Origin of the sequence: Fodinicola acaciae (assembly GCF_010993745.1) — a bacterium.
Taxonomy (GTDB): Bacteria; Actinomycetota; Actinomycetes; order Mycobacteriales; family HKI-0501; genus Fodinicola; species Fodinicola acaciae.
Genome location: NZ_WOTN01000004.1, coordinates 730,863 through 749,585, shown reverse-complemented (window position 1 = coordinate 749,585; position 18,723 = coordinate 730,863). Strand labels below are relative to the sequence as shown.

General features: G+C 71.4%; 13 protein-coding genes. 6 read left to right on the top strand and 7 right to left on the bottom strand.

Annotated features, from left to right (window positions below):
• Window positions 1-687: 687 nt before the first annotated feature.
• Window positions 688-1,983, top strand: a complete 1,296-nt coding sequence (locus tag GNX95_RS39005) for a S8 family serine peptidase (protein WP_163512848.1) — start codon at window positions 688-690, stop codon at window positions 1,981-1,983.
• Window positions 1,984-2,398: 415 nt separating this feature from the next.
• Here the strand turns inward: GNX95_RS39005 and GNX95_RS39000 are convergent, their stop codons facing one another.
• Entirely contained in the window at window positions 2,399-2,944 is a 546-nt protein-coding gene (locus tag GNX95_RS39000) for a hypothetical protein (RefSeq protein ID WP_163512846.1), read from the bottom strand.
• A 279-nt stretch (window positions 2,945-3,223) separates the two neighbouring features.
• Between GNX95_RS39000 and GNX95_RS38995 the strand changes: the two genes are divergently transcribed.
• Window positions 3,224-3,562 (top strand): hypothetical protein, encoded by a 339-nt coding sequence (locus tag GNX95_RS38995; protein WP_163512844.1) that lies wholly within the window; start codon window positions 3,224-3,226, stop codon window positions 3,560-3,562.
• A gap of 32 nt (window positions 3,563-3,594) precedes the next feature.
• Window positions 3,595-6,147 (top strand): TPR repeat domain-containing protein, encoded by a 2,553-nt coding sequence (locus GNX95_RS38990; RefSeq protein ID WP_163512842.1) that lies wholly within the window; start codon window positions 3,595-3,597, stop codon window positions 6,145-6,147.
• 63 nt (window positions 6,148-6,210) lie between these two features.
• On the opposite strand, the gene GNX95_RS38985 is transcribed toward GNX95_RS38990, so the two are convergent.
• Both GNX95_RS38985 and eccD (GNX95_RS38980) read right to left on the bottom strand, forming a co-directional pair.
• A complete protein-coding gene (locus GNX95_RS38985; protein WP_163512840.1) occupies window positions 6,211-8,178 on the bottom strand; it encodes a MinD/ParA family ATP-binding protein in 1,968 nt (655 codons plus the stop codon).
• Window positions 8,179-8,188: 10 nt separating this feature from the next.
• Complete coding sequence (eccD, locus tag GNX95_RS38980) at window positions 8,189-9,532, bottom strand: type VII secretion integral membrane protein EccD (protein WP_163512838.1); 1,344 nt, start codon at window positions 9,530-9,532, stop codon at window positions 8,189-8,191.
• 152 nt (window positions 9,533-9,684) lie between these two features.
• Here eccD (GNX95_RS38980) and eccCa point away from each other — a divergent pair, with 152 nt between their 5' ends.
• A complete protein-coding gene (eccCa, locus tag GNX95_RS38975) occupies window positions 9,685-13,650 on the top strand; it encodes a type VII secretion protein EccCa (protein WP_163512836.1) in 3,966 nt (1,321 codons plus the stop codon).
• Between the two features lie 3 nt (window positions 13,651-13,653).
• Here eccCa and GNX95_RS38970 read toward each other — a convergent pair whose 3' ends face one another.
• Window positions 13,654-14,625, bottom strand: a complete 972-nt coding sequence (locus GNX95_RS38970) for an alpha/beta hydrolase (protein WP_163512835.1) — start codon at window positions 14,623-14,625, stop codon at window positions 13,654-13,656.
• Between the two features lie 92 nt (window positions 14,626-14,717).
• Here GNX95_RS38970 and GNX95_RS38965 point away from each other — a divergent pair, with 92 nt between their 5' ends.
• Window positions 14,718-15,467, top strand: a complete 750-nt coding sequence (locus GNX95_RS38965) for a dienelactone hydrolase family protein (RefSeq protein WP_163512834.1) — start codon at window positions 14,718-14,720, stop codon at window positions 15,465-15,467.
• A gap of 13 nt (window positions 15,468-15,480) precedes the next feature.
• A complete protein-coding gene (locus tag GNX95_RS38960; protein ID WP_163512832.1) occupies window positions 15,481-15,768 on the top strand; it encodes a DUF6295 family protein in 288 nt (95 codons plus the stop codon).
• 64 nt (window positions 15,769-15,832) lie between these two features.
• Here the strand turns inward: GNX95_RS38960 and GNX95_RS38955 are convergent, their stop codons facing one another.
• From GNX95_RS38955 to eccD (GNX95_RS38945), 3 genes are read right to left on the bottom strand one after another with little or no spacing between them, the layout of a single operon-like run.
• Entirely contained in the window at window positions 15,833-16,141 is a 309-nt protein-coding gene (locus GNX95_RS38955) for a hypothetical protein (protein ID WP_222854271.1), read from the bottom strand.
• The gene (locus GNX95_RS38950) at window positions 16,138-17,373 is read right to left on the bottom strand and encodes a MinD/ParA family ATP-binding protein (RefSeq protein WP_163512830.1); all 1,236 of its coding nucleotides are present in this window, start codon (window positions 17,371-17,373) and stop codon (window positions 16,138-16,140) included. Before GNX95_RS38950 ends, GNX95_RS38955 begins: the two co-directional genes overlap by 4 nt.
• On the bottom strand, window positions 17,370-18,713 hold the full coding sequence (eccD, locus tag GNX95_RS38945; protein ID WP_163512828.1) for a type VII secretion integral membrane protein EccD: 1,344 nt from the start codon (window positions 18,711-18,713) through the stop codon (window positions 17,370-17,372). The genes GNX95_RS38950 and eccD (GNX95_RS38945) overlap by 4 nt, the downstream gene beginning before the upstream one ends.
• Between the last annotated feature and the right edge of the window lie 10 nt (window positions 18,714-18,723).

The window sequence follows — 18,723 nt, the reverse complement described above, 5'->3', positions numbered from 1 at the left end:
AGTTTTAACCTGTTTTTGCGGTTGTTGAGTGGGTCTGCGTCAGGCCCTGGCGCGGGTGAGTTGCTTGGGTTGGTCTGGATGGTGATGTGGTTGTTTCTGCCTGCGGTAGCACGGTTGGTGATCAGGTGGCGGGCGTGGCGTTGTGGGGTCGGTGCCGGAGTGCCACAGCCGCACCGCAGGTTCTGGGTCGGGTTGTGATCGTGTGAGCTGTCGCGGCGGATCATCCAGGCGCGCGTCGGGGAGTCTTTGTGAACATCCAGCGGCGGCTAGGGCGGTGGGTCCCATTTAGTGGACCTTTTCGCCACCTACCGGGATGCCATGACCCGGATGCGCAGCTCTGGGAGCAGGGTAGGCCAGCCGTCGGGCGTCCAGTGGCGCCGAACCAGTCACCAACCCAGAGGTTAAAACTCAAGTTCAACGCACGCGAGGGGTCCATGCGTGCGCGGCGGGTGCGCGGCCTGACGTACGCGTTTTCGCGCTGACGTCGGAAAATCGCTGACGTCAGAAGACCCACGTACCCACCCCCCACCCCTTGGGTGGGGGCCAATTCTTGCATGCGGAAAATGCGAGTTTCGCGTTGTCCACACTGCGATTTCTTGTCCACAGGCCGGCAGGAGGCATCCCGAGGTCGTGCCACCTTCCGGCCAGCGCGTACCGGCGCGGTGCGTGGCGGGGTGGACTGCTGGCATGCGGAAAATCGACGGCAGCTCACTTCGCCGGACCACGTTGGCGGCGGTGGCGGCGCTGTTCGCGGTCGTGGTCATCGCGCTCACCGGCGACCCGGCCGCCGCCTATCAGGTGCGGCAGGCGCAGTGGTATCTGGATCCGTTGCAGATCACCCAGGCGCAGCAGCTGACCCGCGGCCGCGGCGTGACCGTCGCGGTGATCGACACCGGTGTCGACGCGAGGATCCCGGAGCTGTCCGGCCGGGTCGTCGCGGGATCCGGATTCGGACCGGGCCAGGGATCTGACGGTACGCACGACGTGGAAGGACACGGCACCGCGATGGCGGCGCTGATCGCCGGCTCCGGTGGAGACGACGAGCGCGTGCTCGGTGTCGCGCCGGAGGCGACGATCCTGCCGGTCCAGGTGCTCGGCGCCAAAGGCGGCGGGCCCGACTCGGCCATCGCGGAGGCGCTGCGCTATGCGGCCGACCACGGCGCCAAGGTCGCCAACCTGTCGCTCGGCGGACAGGGCCGGATCAGCTCCGAGCTGCTGTCGGCGATCCGGTACGCGCAGTCCAAGGACGTGGTGGTCGTCGCGGCCGCCGGCAACGTCGCCAACGGCGACCGCGACGTGTCCGGCATCGCCGCCGTGCCCGGCGTGGTGGCGGTCTCCGGCATCGGCCAGAACGGCGACGCGTGGGACGGCTCGGCGAAAGGCCCGGAGACGGTCGTGTCGTCGGCCGCGATGAACATCATCGTGCCGACCCGCTCCGGCGAAGGCCTCGGCTATCGGCTCAGCGACGGCACCAGCCAGGCCACCGCGATCACCTCCGGCGTCATCGCGCTGATCCGCGCTCAGCACCCCGACCTGGACGCCGCCAACGTCATCGAGCGACTGATCAGCACCGTCCAGGACAAGGGACCGACCGGTCGCGACGACGCGTACGGCTTCGGCGAGGTGCAGGCGTACGCGGCGCTCACCGGCAACGTCCAGAAGGTGACCGCCAACCCGCTGCAGTCCGAGAGCGACGGCACGCCGAACGAGACCACGCCGACCGGCCCGGCCAACCCGAGCGTCCAGCCGATCCCGATGCAGCCGGCGCAGCCACAACCAGGTCAGCCACAAGCCGGGCAGCCACAGGCCGGCGGGGCGCAGAGCGACAACAGCCTGCTCATCGTCGTCGTCGCGGTCAGTGGCGCGTTGATGGGCCTGATCGTCATCGCCGCGGCCGCCGTGTTGATCGTGGTGCTACGCCGCCGCAGCCAACCGGTGTCGACCTACTACCCGTACGCGGGCTACCGGCCACCCGGCTATTAGGGACCGGTCCCGCCACAGCCGTCGAAGATGGTGAGGTGGCCAGGAGGGACGCCGGGAAGGCCCCGTCCCTCCTGGCCGAAACCGTCGAAGACAACCGACGCCGGCGGGGGCCTCTGCCTCCCCGCCGGCGTCGGTGGATCACACTGACAGCCGCGTCCGCGACCCCTCCCGGATGCGACCGCCCCCCAACCCTCAGTGCGCCTATCCCGCCTCTACCCCCGAGAGGCGCAACGTAACGTCACTGCGACGCCAAGTAGCGGCATCACCTGTCGGACAGTAAGGACCTGACGCAACGGCACGGAAGCGGACACATCGGGTGATGCGATAAGCGGCCGTTTCCCTGCGACGAACGGTCACCGATACGGCGTGTCACGAAAAGTATGCAATTCTGTGTCGTTCGACACGTTCGACGCGCTCAGCGGCTTCCCGGCTGGCCCGGCTGCGAGCCGGTGGAGCTGGCGGTGGGCGGGCCCGGCGTCGGTGTCGGGCTGCCGGTCGCCTGCGAGGTGGACGGCTTCGGACTCGCCGACCCGCTCGGCCTGGCCCCGGAACTGCCGGGACACGGCGTCGGGATCGCGGTCGCCGACGGACTGGCCTGCTTGAGCGCCTGCTTGTTCGTCTCGCACTGCTGCGCCTTGAACGCGCCGGTGACCGCGAAGGCGGCGATCACCACGGCCACCACGGCGATGCCGAGCGCGGCGAACGGCCAGACCGTACGGCGGTCCCGCCAGGTGCGGCCGGAGCCGTGCAGGAAGGCCGATCCGAGCTGCCGGCGGCGCAACGCGTCGGCCTCCAGCAGGTGACGCTCGGCGTTCGGCGACGACACGAATGCCGGCGGCACGGTGGCCTGCGGATGCGACTGACCGGCCGGCTGCTGCTGCGCAGGTGCCGGCTGCGCCGACGGCTGGCTCGGCTGCTTGTTCCCCGGATACTGCGGCGGCTGGCCAAACGGGACGGTCACGGCACCCATGGTCCCATCCACGTACGCGCACGGACGGAGCGGCCGCTTCCATAGCAGCCGCTCCGTCCCATCTATGCCCCTGGACCGGTGGTCTTGGTCGTCTGCCCCGGGGTGTGCCGCCGGCGCATCGAACTCTGCCGCAGCCGGCCGGTACGCCGCCGCAGCCGGCGCCGAGGCTGGCACGAATCGGGGAGCTGGAAGCCGCCTCGGCCCGGCTAATGTCGTGTTCAGACGGCGTCACACCGGTGCGCCGAGAGCGTGACGGGGAGGGAAGACCCGATGGAGATCGCCGGAAACCCGAACGAGGCCAACACCGCCGGACAGAACACGCAGTCCGCGGCGGACGCCGCGAGCGGCGTACGCGGACAGTTCACCGGCGCCGCGCAGGCCTGTGCCGACGCCGCGAAGGAGGCCAGTCTGCCGGCCGCGTACGGCGGTTACCAGTCCCACTTCATCGACCGGATCAACGCCGTGCTCACGCTGGCGCAGAACTCCGGCATCAACATCCAGACCGGCGCCGCCGCGCTGGTGCAGACCGACCACGACGCCGGCTCGGGCTTTGGCCAGGCGCAGGCGTCGATCCCGCCGATCAACCGCGGCCCGGTCCACGCCAACTGACGACCGCGTCTCACCGATAAGGACTTTCGGCAATGGCTGCCACTCCTGACATCCCGGACACCCCGGCCGACCCCGGCACCATCGCCGACGCGGCCGCGAAGCTCGACGCGACCGCGGCCGTCATCACCGGGCACGGCTCGGACATCTATGCCGCGGTGAATACCGCCGCGTTCCAGTTCTCCGACCTGGTCGCCGGCCCGATCCGCGACCTGGCACTGAAAAACCAGTCGGTGTGGGAAGGTGCGCTGCAGGCCGTCACGTACGGCTCCGGCGTCACCAAGCTCTGGTCGCAGAACGTCCAGCACTTCAAGGACGAACGCAACAAGCTGGTCACCGAATGGGAGAACGCGCTGGGCAGCCACTTCGGCGTCCACGACCCCTACGTGCCCGGTGGCGCGACCGACGCGCAGGCGAAAGAGATCATCAACTCGTACAACACCAGCCTGGCCAACGCGCAGAACGCCAAGGCCGGCGACATCACCAGCCGTGCGCACGCGCTCCTGGAGGCGTTGCGCACCGACGCCAACGCGCGCGCCGCGCAGGTGCAGCGGGACGCGACCGAGGCCGACATCGTGCAGCTGTCCCGGGCCGGCACGCTGTCCTGGGCCGCGTACGTGGCCTTCGGCAAGCAGAACGACCCGACGGTCATCCCTCCGGTGACCGGCAACGACGCGTACGCCGCCAGGGACCTGCTCAACCGCGCGGCCAACGGGGAGAACGTCGACCCCAACGAGCTGCGCAAGGCCCTCGACCTGCTCAACCACATCAACAGCGGCGTCGCAGCGGCGGTCGCGGCCGGCGTGCCGATCAGCGCCGGCGCGCTCGCCTACCTGGCCAACCTCTACCAGGGCATCGGCAAGAACCTGTTCAAGCTGCCGGACGCGCTGAACAAGTTCGGTTTCAGCGAGGCCGACAAGCAGCGCTACAAGAAGGACCTCGGCACCGGCCTGTTGCTGCTGTCCAACGAGAACACCAAGACCAACGACCCGACCTACAGCGGTGGTTTCGACAAGCTGCCGCCAGAGGTGCAGAGCCTGCTGACCGACAACGTCTACCCGGAGCCGGGGCCGCGGCAGGGTGTCGACTTCCGCAACATCAACCGGCCGGAGGACTGGAACGGCCTGCTCCAGCTGCTCGGCGACACGCCGAAGGACGTCGCCGGCGGCGAGAAGTTCTCCGCGCAGCTGACCTACCGGCTCGGCGAGATCGCCGACGTGTCGCAGGCCTTCCACGACCGGTTGTACGGACAGGGCTTCACCGACAGCGAGCTGGACCGCCAGCACCTGCGCGGCAACATCCTGTTCGACCACGGCGCGGCCGACCACCTGATCACCGGCCTGCTGGATGTCGCGACCCGTAACCACGCCGGCATCACCGACGTGCTCAACGGCGTCGGCTACGACCCGAGCCACATCCCCAGCGGCGGCCACGACACCAGCAGCGGGCTCGGCAAGGGGCACGAGAAGTACACCAACCCGGTCGTGGCGCTGTTGTCGTACGACTACGCCGACGACGGCAAGACGGCGGCGCACCTGGTCGACTGGATCGGACCGGCACGCAACTCCGACGACCCGGCGCAGCACGCGCTCGCCGACAAGGCGGCCAACCGGGTGTTCGCGCTGCTCGGCTCGGCCAACGGCAACAACAACGGCGGTTACAACCTGCTGGCCAACATCCCCGGCTCGGGCGGCGACAACCACACGCTCGGCGCACGCAACCCCGGGGTGACCTCGGCGCTCGGCAACCTCGCGGTGTCCTATCTCGACCGGTTCGCGACCGCACCGGACGGCCAGCCGACCGACCTGCGCGGTGGCCAGGTGCAGATCAGCGAGGGCGACCGGATCCGCATCTTCAGCCTGATCGCCACCGACCCGAAGGCAGCCGAGGCGCTGTCCACCTCGGTGCAGCTGTACGAGCAGAAGCTCGGCCAGCAGGAGATCACCAGCGGCGACAGCAAGGCGCACGAGCTCGGCAACGCGGTGGCCCGGATCGACTCCTACCTGGAGGTGGGCGTCAACAATGGCCTGATCGAGACCGGCCTCGGCCAGCAGGAGGCGCAGCAGAAGGCGGCCGCCATCCACGCCGCGTCGGAGAAGGCGGTCGCGGCCCTGATCAAGGACGTGATCCTGGCGCCGGTCCCCGGCGGCGAGGGCATCGGCAAGCTGGTGATCGCCGGTGGCAAGAGCCTGTTCACCTCCGCGTACACCGAGGCGACGACGCCGTCGGACCCGAAGGCGATCCCGGCCAACATCAACTCGCCGAGCGGCTATGGCCTGGACCGGCTGCAGTTCAACACCTACTACGGCGAGGTCCAGCAGCTGGCCAGCGAAGGCAAGATCACGCCGCAGAACTCGCCCGACCTGTTCGTCAACGGACACCTGAAGTCCTCGAGCGAGCTGCTGCCCAACCCCGGCGCTCTGGACGGTGCGCTCGACGACCTGCACAACGCGGTCAAGGGGACCGGCGTCGACACCAGCGGCTTCGACAAGCAGACCGCGGACAAGGACAACAACCAGATCGCGCACAACTACTACAACAGCCCGGAGGAATACAAGACCCGGATCCGCAACGGCAGCCTGAAATAGCACTGCCGCAGCGAAAAGGCGCCGGCCAGCTTTGGCCGGCGCCTTTTATGTCGGAGCTTTGTGTCAGGTACGCGCGGTGACGGCCGCGGCGAGGTCGAGGTAGCCGCGGCGGCTTTCGGCCGACATCAACGCCGGACTGAGCCGCCGGCCGGAGGCCAGCGACTCGTCGTACGGGATCAGCACGACCGTGCCGCCGACCGCGTGCGCCAGCTGCTCGGCGGACGATTCGATCGAGCCGCGGCTCGCGTCGGGTGGCATCAGGACGGTGAGGACGAGGCCGGGCCGGTCGGCGCCGGCCACGCGCGGACGGAGCCGGCCGAGCGCGGCCTGCGCGGTGCCGAAACCCTCCTGTGTGCCGAGCGTGACCAGCACGATCCGGTCGGCCCTGGCGATGGCGGTCGCGCCGGCGTCCTCGAGGTTGGCGGCCGCGTCGACGATGGTGAACGGATACTTGTCCCGGGAGTTGTCCAGCATCTCGGCGGTGGCCGTACGGTCCAGCGGCGTGGTGTACGGAGCCGCGTCGATGACGTGTACGCCGGACGGACCGGCCAGCGGATCGGTCATGCCACCACCGACCTGGCGTACGTCCGCGGTGGACGGCGCGCGCCGGCCGGTCAGCCGCTCACCGATCGACGCGCCACCGGCCACAACGGCCATGAGCAGCACGTTTTCTCTGCGCAGCGCACCGAGAGTGAGCGCGAGACCGGCGGCCGTCGTGGACGTGCCGACGTGGTTGCGCGAGCCGATCAGCGCCACCACCTGCGGACCGGGTTGCCGGCCGCGGACCGTGGCGAGGACCCGGCGTTCGCGGTCGGCGACCGCGGCCGAGCCGGGGTTGACCACGCCGAGAGCGACCGACAGCAGGACGCCTCGCCAGCCACTCGCGGTCGTGCCGCCGACTCGAGCCGGCTCCGGTGGCGGAGCCGGTCGCGGCGGAGCCGGCGCCGGGGCGCCACCGCCGATCGGACCGGCGAGGACCGGTGCCGGGGCGTACGGATTCGGCTGGCCGAGCGGCGGCTGCGGCGGCGCCAGCTGCGGCGGCGGCTGCACGGGCGGCGGTGGTGTGGCAGGGCGCGTATGCGCGGGCGGCGTCGCCGGCGGGGTGCTCTGCGGTCGCGCCGGCACGGCCTGCGTGGCCGCGGCGGCAGGTGGTGGGGGCACGGCCTGCGTCGGCGACGCGGCCGGTGGAGGTGCGGTCGGCGCCGGCTTCGCTGGAGGCGGCGGCACCGTACGGGTCGGCTCGGCCTGACTCGGCGGTGCCGGCGGACGCGGCCGAGCAGCTGGCTTGGCGGCCGGTGCGGCGGTGGGTTTGGCGATCGGTGGCCGGCTGCCAGGAGCCGCCGGTGCCCCCGGTGGCAGCGGAGGCGGCGGAATGCCCTTCCACACCTTCTCGGCCGCGGACTCCGCCTCAGATCTGGAGGGCGGTGCCGACGACGGCGTCGCCGGCGGTGGTGGGGTCGTACGCGCCGCCGGCGGAGCCGACGACGGACTCGGCGAGGGTGGCGCCGACCGTGGCGGTGGCGGTGGCGGCGGTGCCGGTGGACCGCCGGCGGGTGGACGCGGTGGCGGCGACCCCGGCGGACCGACGAAGACGGGAGGACCGACCAGCGGCGGTGGCCCCTGCTGAGGCTGCGGCGGACGCGGCCGGCGCGCCGGACGCGGACGGTCGGCAGGCGGCGGCTGAGGTGGTCCAGAAGCCGGACGGCCTGGCGGTTGCTGCGGCGGGCCGGAGGCCGGGCGACCGGCCTGCGGGGCCTGCGGCCGGGACGGGCCGGCACCCGGTGGCGGCTCCGGCAGGTACGACGGCCACTTCGGCGCCGCCGGCTCGGATTCGGCCGGGCGGCCGTAGACGGCAGCGTGCCGGCCGCTCGCAGAGCCGGACGGCGGCTGGCTCTGCGGCGGACGCGCGCGACCCTGCGCACGGTCGCCCGACTCCGGAGGAGGAGGCACGGACGCGCGTCCCTTCGGCCGCGCGTCGGCGGCGGCGTCTGGACGCTCGTCGGGGCCGTCCTGCGAGCCCGGTTCGGTCACCGCGCTGCCCTCATTTGACCAACATTGCCTGGGCGAGCGCGTACGCGCCAACGGCACCGGCGCAGATCGGGATCAGCGCGGCGACCACCAACCGCTCGACCCAGTCCAGTACGCGTTTGATCCGGGCCCGTGCGATGTCGCTCGGCCGCACCGCGCTGATGAGGACGAACACCACCGCGACCAGCGCGCCGGCCAGCGGCACCCACACCCGCAGCTGCGGCGCGTACGAGACCAGGCCATAGCCCTGCGCGACCAGCGCCACCACACCGGCGACCCGTAGTGGCAACACGTGCCAGACCTGTGAGAACGCCCGTGAGCGCAGCAGCAGCGCGACGCCCAGCAGGATGCCCAGGCCGCGGTCCCACAGGCTCGGCACCATCGCGAGCCGGACACAGGCGATCGCGGCCAACAGGCCGATGCTCATCATCGCGCCGATCAGCGACGCGCCACTGCGAGCGATCCGCTCGGTGAGCGCGTCGGCCGGCAGCTGCCCGCCGGAGCGCACCAGGTAGTCCGCCGAGGCCAGACCGCCGACCGACAGCGACAGCCGGGGCAGCGCACCGACGAAGATCACCAGCAGCACGGGCGCGATCCGTACGACCTGGTCGAGCGGCCAGCCGAACACCGCGACCACCCCGGCCGCGAGGCCAACCGCGCCGGCGACGGCGAAACCGGTGACGTGACCGGAGGCCAGCGGCGTGCCGATCCGGACCAACGCGGCGAGTACGAGCGCGGACAGCAGCGCGACACCGCCGGCCAGCCCCATCGAGCCGTGGGCGGCGAGTACGCCGAGCCAGCCGGCCAGACCGGCCCAGAGGCAGCCGACCAGGATGGCCAGCCGGCCGGCGCCGGCCTCGCCGCGGGTGCCGGCCCACCAGCCGGCGCCGCACAACGCGATGGCGACGACGGCGGCCAGGCCGAGCGCGGCCGGGTCGTCGGCGGCGCGTACGGCCGGGTCGACCAGCAGTGCGGCCAGGCCGAGCGAGGCCGCGATGAGCGCGAACCGGAGGCTGATGGCGCTGCGCCAGAGCCGGCCGGAGCCGTCCACCACGTCCTCGACGGCGTCGCGTACGTCCTCCACGTACGCCGGCCGGCCACCACCCTGGCCGCCGCGCAGCTCCAGCACCTCGCCGTCGACCACACCGGACTCGGCCAGCGAGGCCTCCGGCTGCAGCAGCGTGCCGTTGAACCGTACGAGTGACCACGAGACCGGCTGATGCGCGCCGGGCTGCGCCGGACTGCAGAGCCGCAGCAGCTGAGGCAGCAGATCGGTGATCGGCAGTGCGGCCGGCAGCGCCACGTCGACGCGGCGCGAGTCGCTGACCACCGTGACCCGGCTGTACCCCGTCGGCACCTGTGCCCCCTCGGACGGGAAGGCCCGCGCGCCACCTGCCGGCGGCGCTGCCGGGTGATCCCGTCAATCGTTTACCTGTCGGCGGCCACGCGGTGACCTGGGTATGACCTCTCCGCGTACCACCCTCGCCGGGAGAGCATATCGTCGCCTTTATGACCACCACCCTGGTGCAGCGGCCAGCCCGGATCGCGGTCCCCGATCCCGGGTCGGAGCCGATCGTCGTCGCCGCTCCGCCGCAGAACACCAGCGGCGCCCAGGCCAGCGCGAGCCTGCCCCTGCTCCTCACGCCCGTGCTCGGCGGCGCGGGCTCCCTGATCACCGCGCTGACCGCACAGGGCCGGCCACTGCAGGCGATCATCGGTCTCCTGGTCCTGGTCGGATCCGTCGGCGCCGGCGCGATCCTGTTTGTCGGTACGCGCAACGGTGCACGTCGGCAGGTGCGGGAAAACCGCGAGCGCTATTTCGACTACCTGGAAAACCTGCGCCGCCTGCTGCGCAAGGTGGTCGCCGACCAGAACGAGGCCGCGGCCATCCGGCATCCCGAGCCCGGTGCGCTGCTGGACATCTGCCGGATGGACGCGCGCCGGTGGGAACGCCGCGCGAACCACGGCGACGCGCTGGAGCTGCGGATCGGCACCGGCCGGCGGCCGCTGGCCAGGCCGCTGTCGATGCAGGCCGACACCAACAACCCGCTGGTGAGCTATGACGAGGTCGGCCTCGGCGTGGCGCAGCAGCTGGTCGACCGCTATGGCTCGCTCAGCAACCAGCCGATCACCGCGCCGCTGCGCGCGATCGGCACGCTGTCGGTGGTTGGTGACCGTACGGTGGGCCGCCGGCTGGCGCGCGCGATGCTGGCGCAGCTGGTCACCTTCCACTCCCCCGACGACGTGCGGGTCGCGGTGGTGCGCAGCCAACAGCTGGCCAACCTGTGGGACTGGGTCAAGTGGCTGCCGCACAGCCTGGACGAGAACCGCGCCGACGGTCCGCTGCCGAGCCGGCTGGTCGCCGGCTCCACCGTCGAGCTGGCCGAGCTGCTCGCCGAGGAGCTGGAGGAACGCAAGGTCAACCGGCAGCGCCGGCGCGGCCTGGAGTTCGCCGGCCGGCGGCTGGTGATCGTGGTGGACAGCGAGTTCCAGCCGTCGATCTCCGGCCTGGACTCCGACGAGGGCGAGTCGCTGGCCGAGCTCGGCATCCACCTGGTCGTGCTGGTCGACTCCAGGGCCGCCGAGCCGTCGGTGGTCGACGCGCGCGTGACGGTCAACCCGGACGGCACGGCCAGCGCGCCCGGCATCGAGGACCCGTTCACCGTCGACAGCGTCAGCGTCGCGGAGGTCGCCGGCATCGCGCGGCAGCTGGCGCCGGTACGCCTGTCGGCCGCCGAGTCCGGCGACGTGCTCACCTCGACCATCAGCCTGCCTGAGGTGCTCGGCGTCGCCGACCCGGCCAACATCGACGTGTCCACGACGTGGAAACCACGGCCGCAGCGCGAGTTCCTGCGCGTACCGGTCGGCGTCGGCCCGGACGGCCGGCCGGTGCTGCTGGACGTGAAGGAGTCGGCGCAGGGTGGCATGGGCCCGCACGGCCTGGTGGTCGGCGCGACCGGCTCCGGCAAGTCGGAGATGCTGCGGACCATGGTGGCCTCGCTGGTCATCAACCACTCGCCGGACCGGCTGGCGCTGCTGCTGGTCGACTTCAAGGGTGGCGCGACCTTCGCTGACATGGACCCGCTGCCGCACGTGGCCGGCAGCATCACCAACCTGGCCGACGACCTCACCCTGGTGGACCGGTTCAAGGAGGCCTTGTACGGCGAGATGACCCGCCGGCAGCAGATCCTGTCCGACACCGGCAAGCTGCCCAACGTCGACGCGTACGAGCAGGTGCGCCAGACCCGCGGCGGGCTGCCGGCGCTGCCGCACCTGCTGGTCATCATCGACGAGTTTTCCGAGCTGCTGACGGCAAAACCCGACTTCGCCGAGCTGTTCGTGGCGGTCGGCCGGATCGGCCGGTCGATCGGCGTCCATCTGCTGCTGGCCACCCAGCGGCTGGAGGCCGGCAAGATCAAGGGCCTGGAGTCGCACCTGTCCTACCGGATCGGCCTGCGGACGTTTTCGGAGGCGGAGAGCCGTGAGGTCATCGGCGTACCGGACGCCTACCACCTGCCGCCGGAGCCGGGCTCGGGCTTCCTGAAGGTGGACACCACGGTCTTCGAGCGGTTCAAGGCCGCGCTGGTGTCCTCGACCTACCGGCCGCCGGCCGAGGACGACGTGACGGTCGCGCCGGTGCTCCCGTACAACGCGAGCAACGGCGCGGGCGCGCTCGCGGCGGCCGCCGAGCAGCTGAGCTCGGTGAAGGACGAGTCGGATGAGGAAGGCACGACCGTCCTGCGAGTCATCGTCGAGAAGCTGTCCATGGCCGAGGCGCAGGCGGTCCGGCCGGTGTGGCTGCCGCCGCTGCCGCCGGTGCTGACGCTGGACGGCATCCACGCACGCGAGGCGGCCGGTGAGGCCGCCGACCCGCGGCACATCATCGCGCTGCTCGGCCTGCGCGACATCCCCGGCGAGCAGCGGCAGGACCCGTTGTCCTGGGACGCCACCGGCACCGACGGCAACCTGGTGGTGGTCGGTGCGCCGCTGTCGGGCAAGTCGACACTCATTCGTACGCTTATCAGCTCGCTGGCGCTGCGATACGCGCCGGGACAGGTGGCCTTCTTCTGTGTCGACTACGGCGGTGGCCAGCTGGTGCCGCTGGAGGCGCTGCCGCACGTCGCCGCGGTGGCGACCAGGGTCGACGGCGACCGCGTACGACGGACCATCGGCGACGTGCAGTCGATGCTCGACGCACGTGAGGCGGTGCTGCGGCAGCACGGTCTGGACTCACCCGACGCGCTGCGTCGCGCACGTGCCGCCGGCACTGTGCCGGCGAGCGTCTTCGGTGACGTGTTCCTGGTCATCGATGGCTGGGGGCCGCTGCGCGAGGCGGACAACGACATCGAGGACGTGCTGGTCGAGATCGCGCAGCGCGGTCCGGCGCTCGGCGTCCACACGGTCGTCACGGTGTCCTCGCCCAACCAGGTGCGGTCGCGGATGGCCTCCTCGATGACCGGCCGGATCGAGCTGCGGCTCACCGACCACTTCGACTCGCAGGTCGACCGGCTGGCCGCCCAGGAGATGCCGTCGGACGTGCCGGGCCGCGTGCTCGTACGGCCAAAGCACTTCGCCCAGATCGCGCTGCCGCGGGTCGACGGCATCGCCGAGACCCAGGACCTCGGCGACGGCGTGAAACACCTGATCAGGCAGGTCGAGCGGAAGTGGCCGGCCGGACAGGTGCCGGTCGTCCAGGTGCTGCCCGACCTGGCCGACCTGTCGTCCCTGTTGGACGGGGTCGCCGCACGCAAGGAGCGGCGGATCGCGCTGGGCCTGTCCGAGCGCGACCTGTCGCCGGCCTACCTGAACATGTTCGGCGGCGACCCGCACCTGCTGGTCTACGGCGACAGCCAGACCGGCAAGTCGACGCTGCTGCGGTCACTGGTGCGCCAGGTGATCGCCGGCTCGTGCAGCGGCAGCGTCGCCGACGGCACGGCCACCGTCGGGATCGTGATGGTCGACTACCGCCGCGCCAACCTCGACCTGGTCCCGAAGGACTACCTGCTCGCGTACAGCACCGCCGCCGACCACACCGCCGCGGTCGCGCAGGAGATCGCCAAGTCGCTCAAGGAGCGGCTGCCGGGACCGGACGTGACGCCGCAGCAGCTGCGCGAGCGGTCGTGGTGGGACGGCATGGAAGTGGTCATCGTGGTCGACGACTACGACCTGGTCTCCGGCTCCAGCGGCTCGCCGCTGTCGCCGCTGATCCCGTATCTGGCACAGGGCCACGACCTCGGCATGCACCTGGTGCTGGCGCGGCGCACCGGTGGCGCCTCGCGGTCGATCTTCGAAGGCGTCGTGCAGCAGCTCAACGACCTGTCGACGCCGGGCCTGCTGTTTTCCGGCGACCGGCTGGAAGGCCGGCTGGTCAACGGCGCGGTCTCCCGGCAGCTGCCGGTCGGCCGGGCCCTGCTGGCGCGCCGCGGTACGGCGCCGGAGCAGGTGCAGACCTTCTGGACGCCGCCGGTCGAATAACGCCTAGAAACCGAGAGATCTCGCGATCAGTGGGTACGAGCGGTGCAGCTCGCGCTGCCAGTATGGCCAACTATGCGTACCAGGGCCGTAGAGGTCGGTCGTCAGGTGCACGCCGGCCTTTCTGGCTCGGTCGACGAACGACACGTTTTCCTTGTACAGGACGGTTTCGGTCGGGTCGGCCGGCTTGCCCGGCGGCTCGTACGGACCCGGCTGGCCGTTGCCGCAGGACACGAAGACCGGCGTGAATCGCAGCAGTGGCGCCACATCCGTCGGATTGTGCGCGGCCCAGATCGCCGCCTGCTTCTTCGGGTCACCCCACAGCGCGTACGGGTCGGAGGCATAGCTGCCGACCAGCTCCAGAGCCGACTGCGCGCCGTCGAACGTGTCGTCGTGATAACGCGTGTCGACGACTCCGCTGTAGGAGGCGGCGAACCGGAACATGCCGGGATGCCTTGCCGCGTACGACAACGTGCCGAAGCCACCCATCGACAGTCCGGCGACCGCGCGGCGGGTGCCGGCGTGATAGCCGCGCTCCAGGATCTGCCGAAGCTCGGTCAGGTGAAACCTCTCCCAGGCCGGCGCGCCGCGCTGGCCGTGGTTCCACCAGTCGGAGTAGAAACCGACCTCGCCGGCCTCCGGCATCACCACGATCACCGGTGACTTCGCCGTGAGCGCGGCAACGTCGGTGCTGCGCGTCCAGCTCACGTACGAGTCGCAACATCCGTGCAGCAGATAGAAAACCGGCCAGTCGGTCCGGCCGGACCAGCCCGCCGGCACCAGCAGCCGCGTGTTGACCTCGGTGCCCAGCGCCGGCGACTCGATGGTCAGGTCGACCGTGCGGCCGTCGATCCACTGCTCGGCGATGACGTGCGCTCCGTCGTCGGCGCGGATCACCGGCTGAGCGCTCGCCGCGGCGACCGTACCCGCGGCCAGGACGAGACCGGAAACGACCGCGATCAACCGGAAAAGTCGCATGCAGGAGATCTTTGCCTTCCAACCCCGCCGCGAGCAATAGCGCGCGGAGAGGACTAGAAAGAGAGGGACGTCCAAACGGAGGGACTTTCCACATGTACGACGCGATGCAGGCCGAGACGATCACCATCACCGGCCACGACGGCGACGACATCGAGGCATATCTGGCACGTCCGCTCGGCCCCGGACCGTACGGCTCGGTGGTCGTCATCCACCACATGCCGGGTTTTGACGCGGGCACCAAGGAAATCGTGCGTACGTTCGCGGTCAACGGCTACAACGCGCTGTGTCCCAACCTGCATTACCGTGACGCACCCGGCGCGAGCCCGGACGATGCGGCGGCCGCGTCCCGTAACAACGGCGGCGTGCCGGACGACCGGCTGATCGGCGACGTGGCCGGCGCCGCCCGGCACCTGCGCGGGCTGACCTCGTCCAACGGCAAGGTCGGGGTGATCGGCTACTGCTCCGGCGGCCGTCAGTCGTTCCTGGCCGCGACCGCGGTCGACCTGCAGGCGGCGGTCGACTGCTACGGCGCCTTCGTGGCCGCCAAGCCAGGCCCGGATTTTCCTTTCCCGTTCAGCGTGGAGCCGGTGCTCGACCGGGCCGGCGACCTGCGCTGTCCGGTGCTCGGCCTGTTCGGCGCGCTGGACAAGTTTCCGAGCACTGACGAGGTCGCACAGATCGAGTCCGAGCTGACCCGGCTGAACAAGCCGCACGAGTTCCACGTCTACGAGAACGCCACGCACGCCTTCTTCTCCACCAACCGGCCGTCGTACAACGTCGACGCCGCCAACGCCGGCTGGGAGAGGATCTGGGACTTCTACGGCCGGCTGCTCGCTTCCTGAAAGGTTTCCGCCAATGTGCACGTACGTCACACAGAAAATCGAGGTCGACGGCAGCGGCAAGGGACCGGCCGGCTGGTTTCCCGTCACCGACGCGACGGTCTACGTGGACCATCCGGTGCACGCACCGTACGCACACACCGTCAACGTCGACTTCCTCAACCCGGCGGCCGGCGCGTCGGCCCGGGTCGCTCTGGAGCTGACCGAGGAGGCGGCGCTGGCCCTGGCCGACGCCATCCACGCGGCGCTGGCGTCCGCTCCGGCCGGCATCGCCTCCAGGGACCAGGTCATCGGCGCTCACTAGGCCGTTGGTCGCATGGCCACCATGCTTGCGTTGAATGCAAGCATGGTGGCCATGCGGACAAAGCTCAGCGGCCGGGTGACGCGGGGGCCGTGGCGGAGGGATTGTTCTTCTGCTTCTGCAGCTGGTCGTTGATCTGTTGCTTGCGGAAGGCGCCGGCGACCGCGAGGCCGGCCACGATCACCGCCACCAGGATCACGCCGACCAGCACCCCCGGCCAGATCCGCCGCCGGTCGCGCCACGTACGGCTTGAGCCAAACAGCAACGCCGTGTGCAGCTGCCGCCGCCGCAGCACGTCCGACTCGAGCATGTAGCGCTCGACGTTCGGCGTGGTGCTCGACGACCAGCCGGTGAGCGTACGCGGCCGGCCGGTCACAGGTCGACCCGTTCGGCGGCGAAGGCGGCCAGCGACAGATATGCCTCGCGGGTCGACGGTCGCAGCGCCGCCAGCGACAACGCGCCGCCGCCATGCAGAGCGCGGTCGTATGGCACCAGCACGACCCGCTGGCTGCGGCCCAGCAGCGCGCCAAGCCGGCGCACGGCGCTGCGATACGACCGCGGTGTCATCGCCACGACGGCGACCACCACGTGCCGCAGCCGGTCCGGGTCGACCTGGTTGATCCGGCCCATCGCATACTGCACGGCGTCGACCAGGTCCGGCTGCGCGGGCTGTACGACGACCAGCCTGTCGGCGCGCATCATCATCGCGTGCGCGGTGCCGGAGACCTCGTCGCCGACGTCGAGCACGGTGAACGGATACATCGACCGCACCTGGTGCAGCATCTCGACCAGGTCGCCGCGCTCGGCCGGCGAATACCACGGCGCGCTGTCGAGGATGGCCAGCGAGCCGATGGTGGCCGGCGGCCGCGGCAACGCGCTCATCGCGCCGGCTCTGATCACGTCGCTGGTGCTCACCGACGACGTGCCGGCCAGCCGAGCCGACAGCGACCGCGTGCCGGCCTGTACGTCCACCAGGGCCGCCGGGTCACCCCGCACGGTCGCGAGCGCCAGCGCCACGCCGGCGGCCGTCGTGGTCGTACCAGCGCCGCCGACGGTCGAGAAGAAGCACGTCACCCGCGGCTCGCGCTGACGCGTGCGGACACGTGCGATCAGTTCGCGTTCGTCTTGCACCGCACCCGCCGAGGACGGTGACCACACACCTTTGCCGACGCCGTGCGCCACCTGGCGCAGGCCGCTGAAGCCGGTGAACGGCGGCCGCGCGGCACCGCCGGCAGCGCGCAGGGCCTGCGGATCCGGACCGGTCGGCAGCGGTGGTACGTGCTGCGGCGGACCGGCCAGCGGCCGGCGCAGGTTGGTGCCTGGAGTGGCAAACCGCAGGTTGCCGCCGTCCTCCGAGGGCATCGGCGCGGCACGACCGACGATCCGGCCGGTCGGCCGGGGAGCCGTCCGGTCCGGCGGCGGCACGGCCAGGCCACCGGCCGGCTCGCGTACGGTCGCCGGCAGCGCGACCACCGGCTGCGGCGCCGGCGCGGCCAGCCCCAACGCGCTCGGGTCGATCCCCATCCGCGACAAGGCACCGGCGGCGTCCTGCGCCGCACGGCCGACCGCGTCCACCTCGTCGGTCTCTCCGTTGGTCGGCTGACTCATTTCAGCCCCTCGAAACTCGCCATGGCCGCGAAGACACCGGTCGCTCCGACGGCCACCACCAGGACCACGACCACCATCAGGATCTCCACCCAGTTCAGGATCTGCTTGATCCGAGCGGTGGTCACCGCGGTGGTCGGCAGGGCCGCGACCGCCACCACCGCGACGACCGCGACCATCGCGAGCGCGGCGGTCCACGGCAGCAGCGCCGGCACGCGCAACAGCGCGGCGATGCCGCAGCCGGCCAGCACGACGACACCGCCGAGCCGCAACGGCAGTACGTGCCGCACGCGGCCGAAGGCTCGCGACCGCAGGATCAGCAACACGCCGGCGGCCGGCAGCAGGACCAGGTCCCACGGCGCGGTCGACCGGATCAGCCAGCCGGCCGCGGCCGCCACCACGATCGCCGCGCCGGCCAACGACCCGGTCAGCAGATACGTGCTCTGGCGGACCCGGTCGGCGAGCTCGCGCTCGGTGATCCGCGCGACCGTACGCAGCCGGAAGTCTGCCGCCGCCAGGCCACCGACCGCGATCGACGCGCGCGGCAACATGCCGGTGAGCACGATCGCCAGCAGGATCTCGATCCTCGCCACGTTGTCGACGGACAGGTCCAGCAGGCCGAAGATCGCGCCGGCGGCGCCGGCCGGCACGATCACCGCGCAGGCGGCCAGATGCGGCGTCGCGTACGGCGTGAGGCCGCGGCTGATCACCACGACCGCGACCAGATAGGCGAGGGCGGCGCCGAGGCTGCCGTACGCGCTGGCGCCGAGCCAGGCGGCCAGCAGCCAGCCGGCGAGCGCGCCCCAGCCGGCGGCGACGGTCACCAGCACGGTCGCGGCGCGGACGTACGCGTTGCGACCGGCCCACCAAGCGGCAGCGCAGAGCAGGATCGCGGCGATCGCGGCGGCGATCAGCGGACCCGGCTGCTGCGACGCGCGCGCGGCTGGCAGCAGCAACAGCCCTGCCATGCCGATCGCACCGGCCATCAGCGCGAAGCCCTGCGTCGTACGGTTGACCCACAGGTCGTCGCTGGAGTCGACAGCGTCCTCGACGGCGTCGCGTACGTCCTCGACGTAGGCCTCCGGGTTGCCGGCGCCGGCCGACACCAGCTCCAGCACGTCGCCGTCGACGACGCCTTCCTCGGTCAGCGACCGGCTGAGCACGATCGGCTTGCCGCCGACCCGGCCGAGCGACCAGGACTCGGGTCGGTCACCGCCGGATTCCGGCAGGCAGAAACGCAGCACCTGCGGCACGACGTCGGCCACCGGCAGCTCCGTCGGCAGCGCGAGGTCGACGCGGCGGGCGCCATGGACGATGGTGACCCGGCTGTACGCGGTCGGCACCTAAGGCCGC

Coding starts and splice junctions, on each gene's coding strand:
- GNX95_RS38995 (WP_163512844.1), top strand. CDS start 3,224: ATGGAGATCGCCGGAAACCCGAACGAGGCCAACACCGCCGGACAGAAC.
- eccCa (WP_163512836.1), top strand. CDS start 9,685: ATGACCACCACCCTGGTGCAGCGGCCAGCCCGGATCGCGGTCCCCGAT.
- GNX95_RS38960 (WP_163512832.1), top strand. CDS start 15,481: ATGTGCACGTACGTCACACAGAAAATCGAGGTCGACGGCAGCGGCAAG.
- GNX95_RS38990 (WP_163512842.1), top strand. CDS start 3,595: ATGGCTGCCACTCCTGACATCCCGGACACCCCGGCCGACCCCGGCACC.
- GNX95_RS38965 (WP_163512834.1), top strand. CDS start 14,718: ATGTACGACGCGATGCAGGCCGAGACGATCACCATCACCGGCCACGAC.
- GNX95_RS38970 (WP_163512835.1), bottom strand. CDS start 14,625: ATGCGACTTTTCCGGTTGATCGCGGTCGTTTCCGGTCTCGTCCTGGCC.
- GNX95_RS38950 (WP_163512830.1), bottom strand. CDS start 17,373: ATGAGTCAGCCGACCAACGGAGAGACCGACGAGGTGGACGCGGTCGGC.
- GNX95_RS39005 (WP_163512848.1), top strand. CDS start 688: ATGCGGAAAATCGACGGCAGCTCACTTCGCCGGACCACGTTGGCGGCG.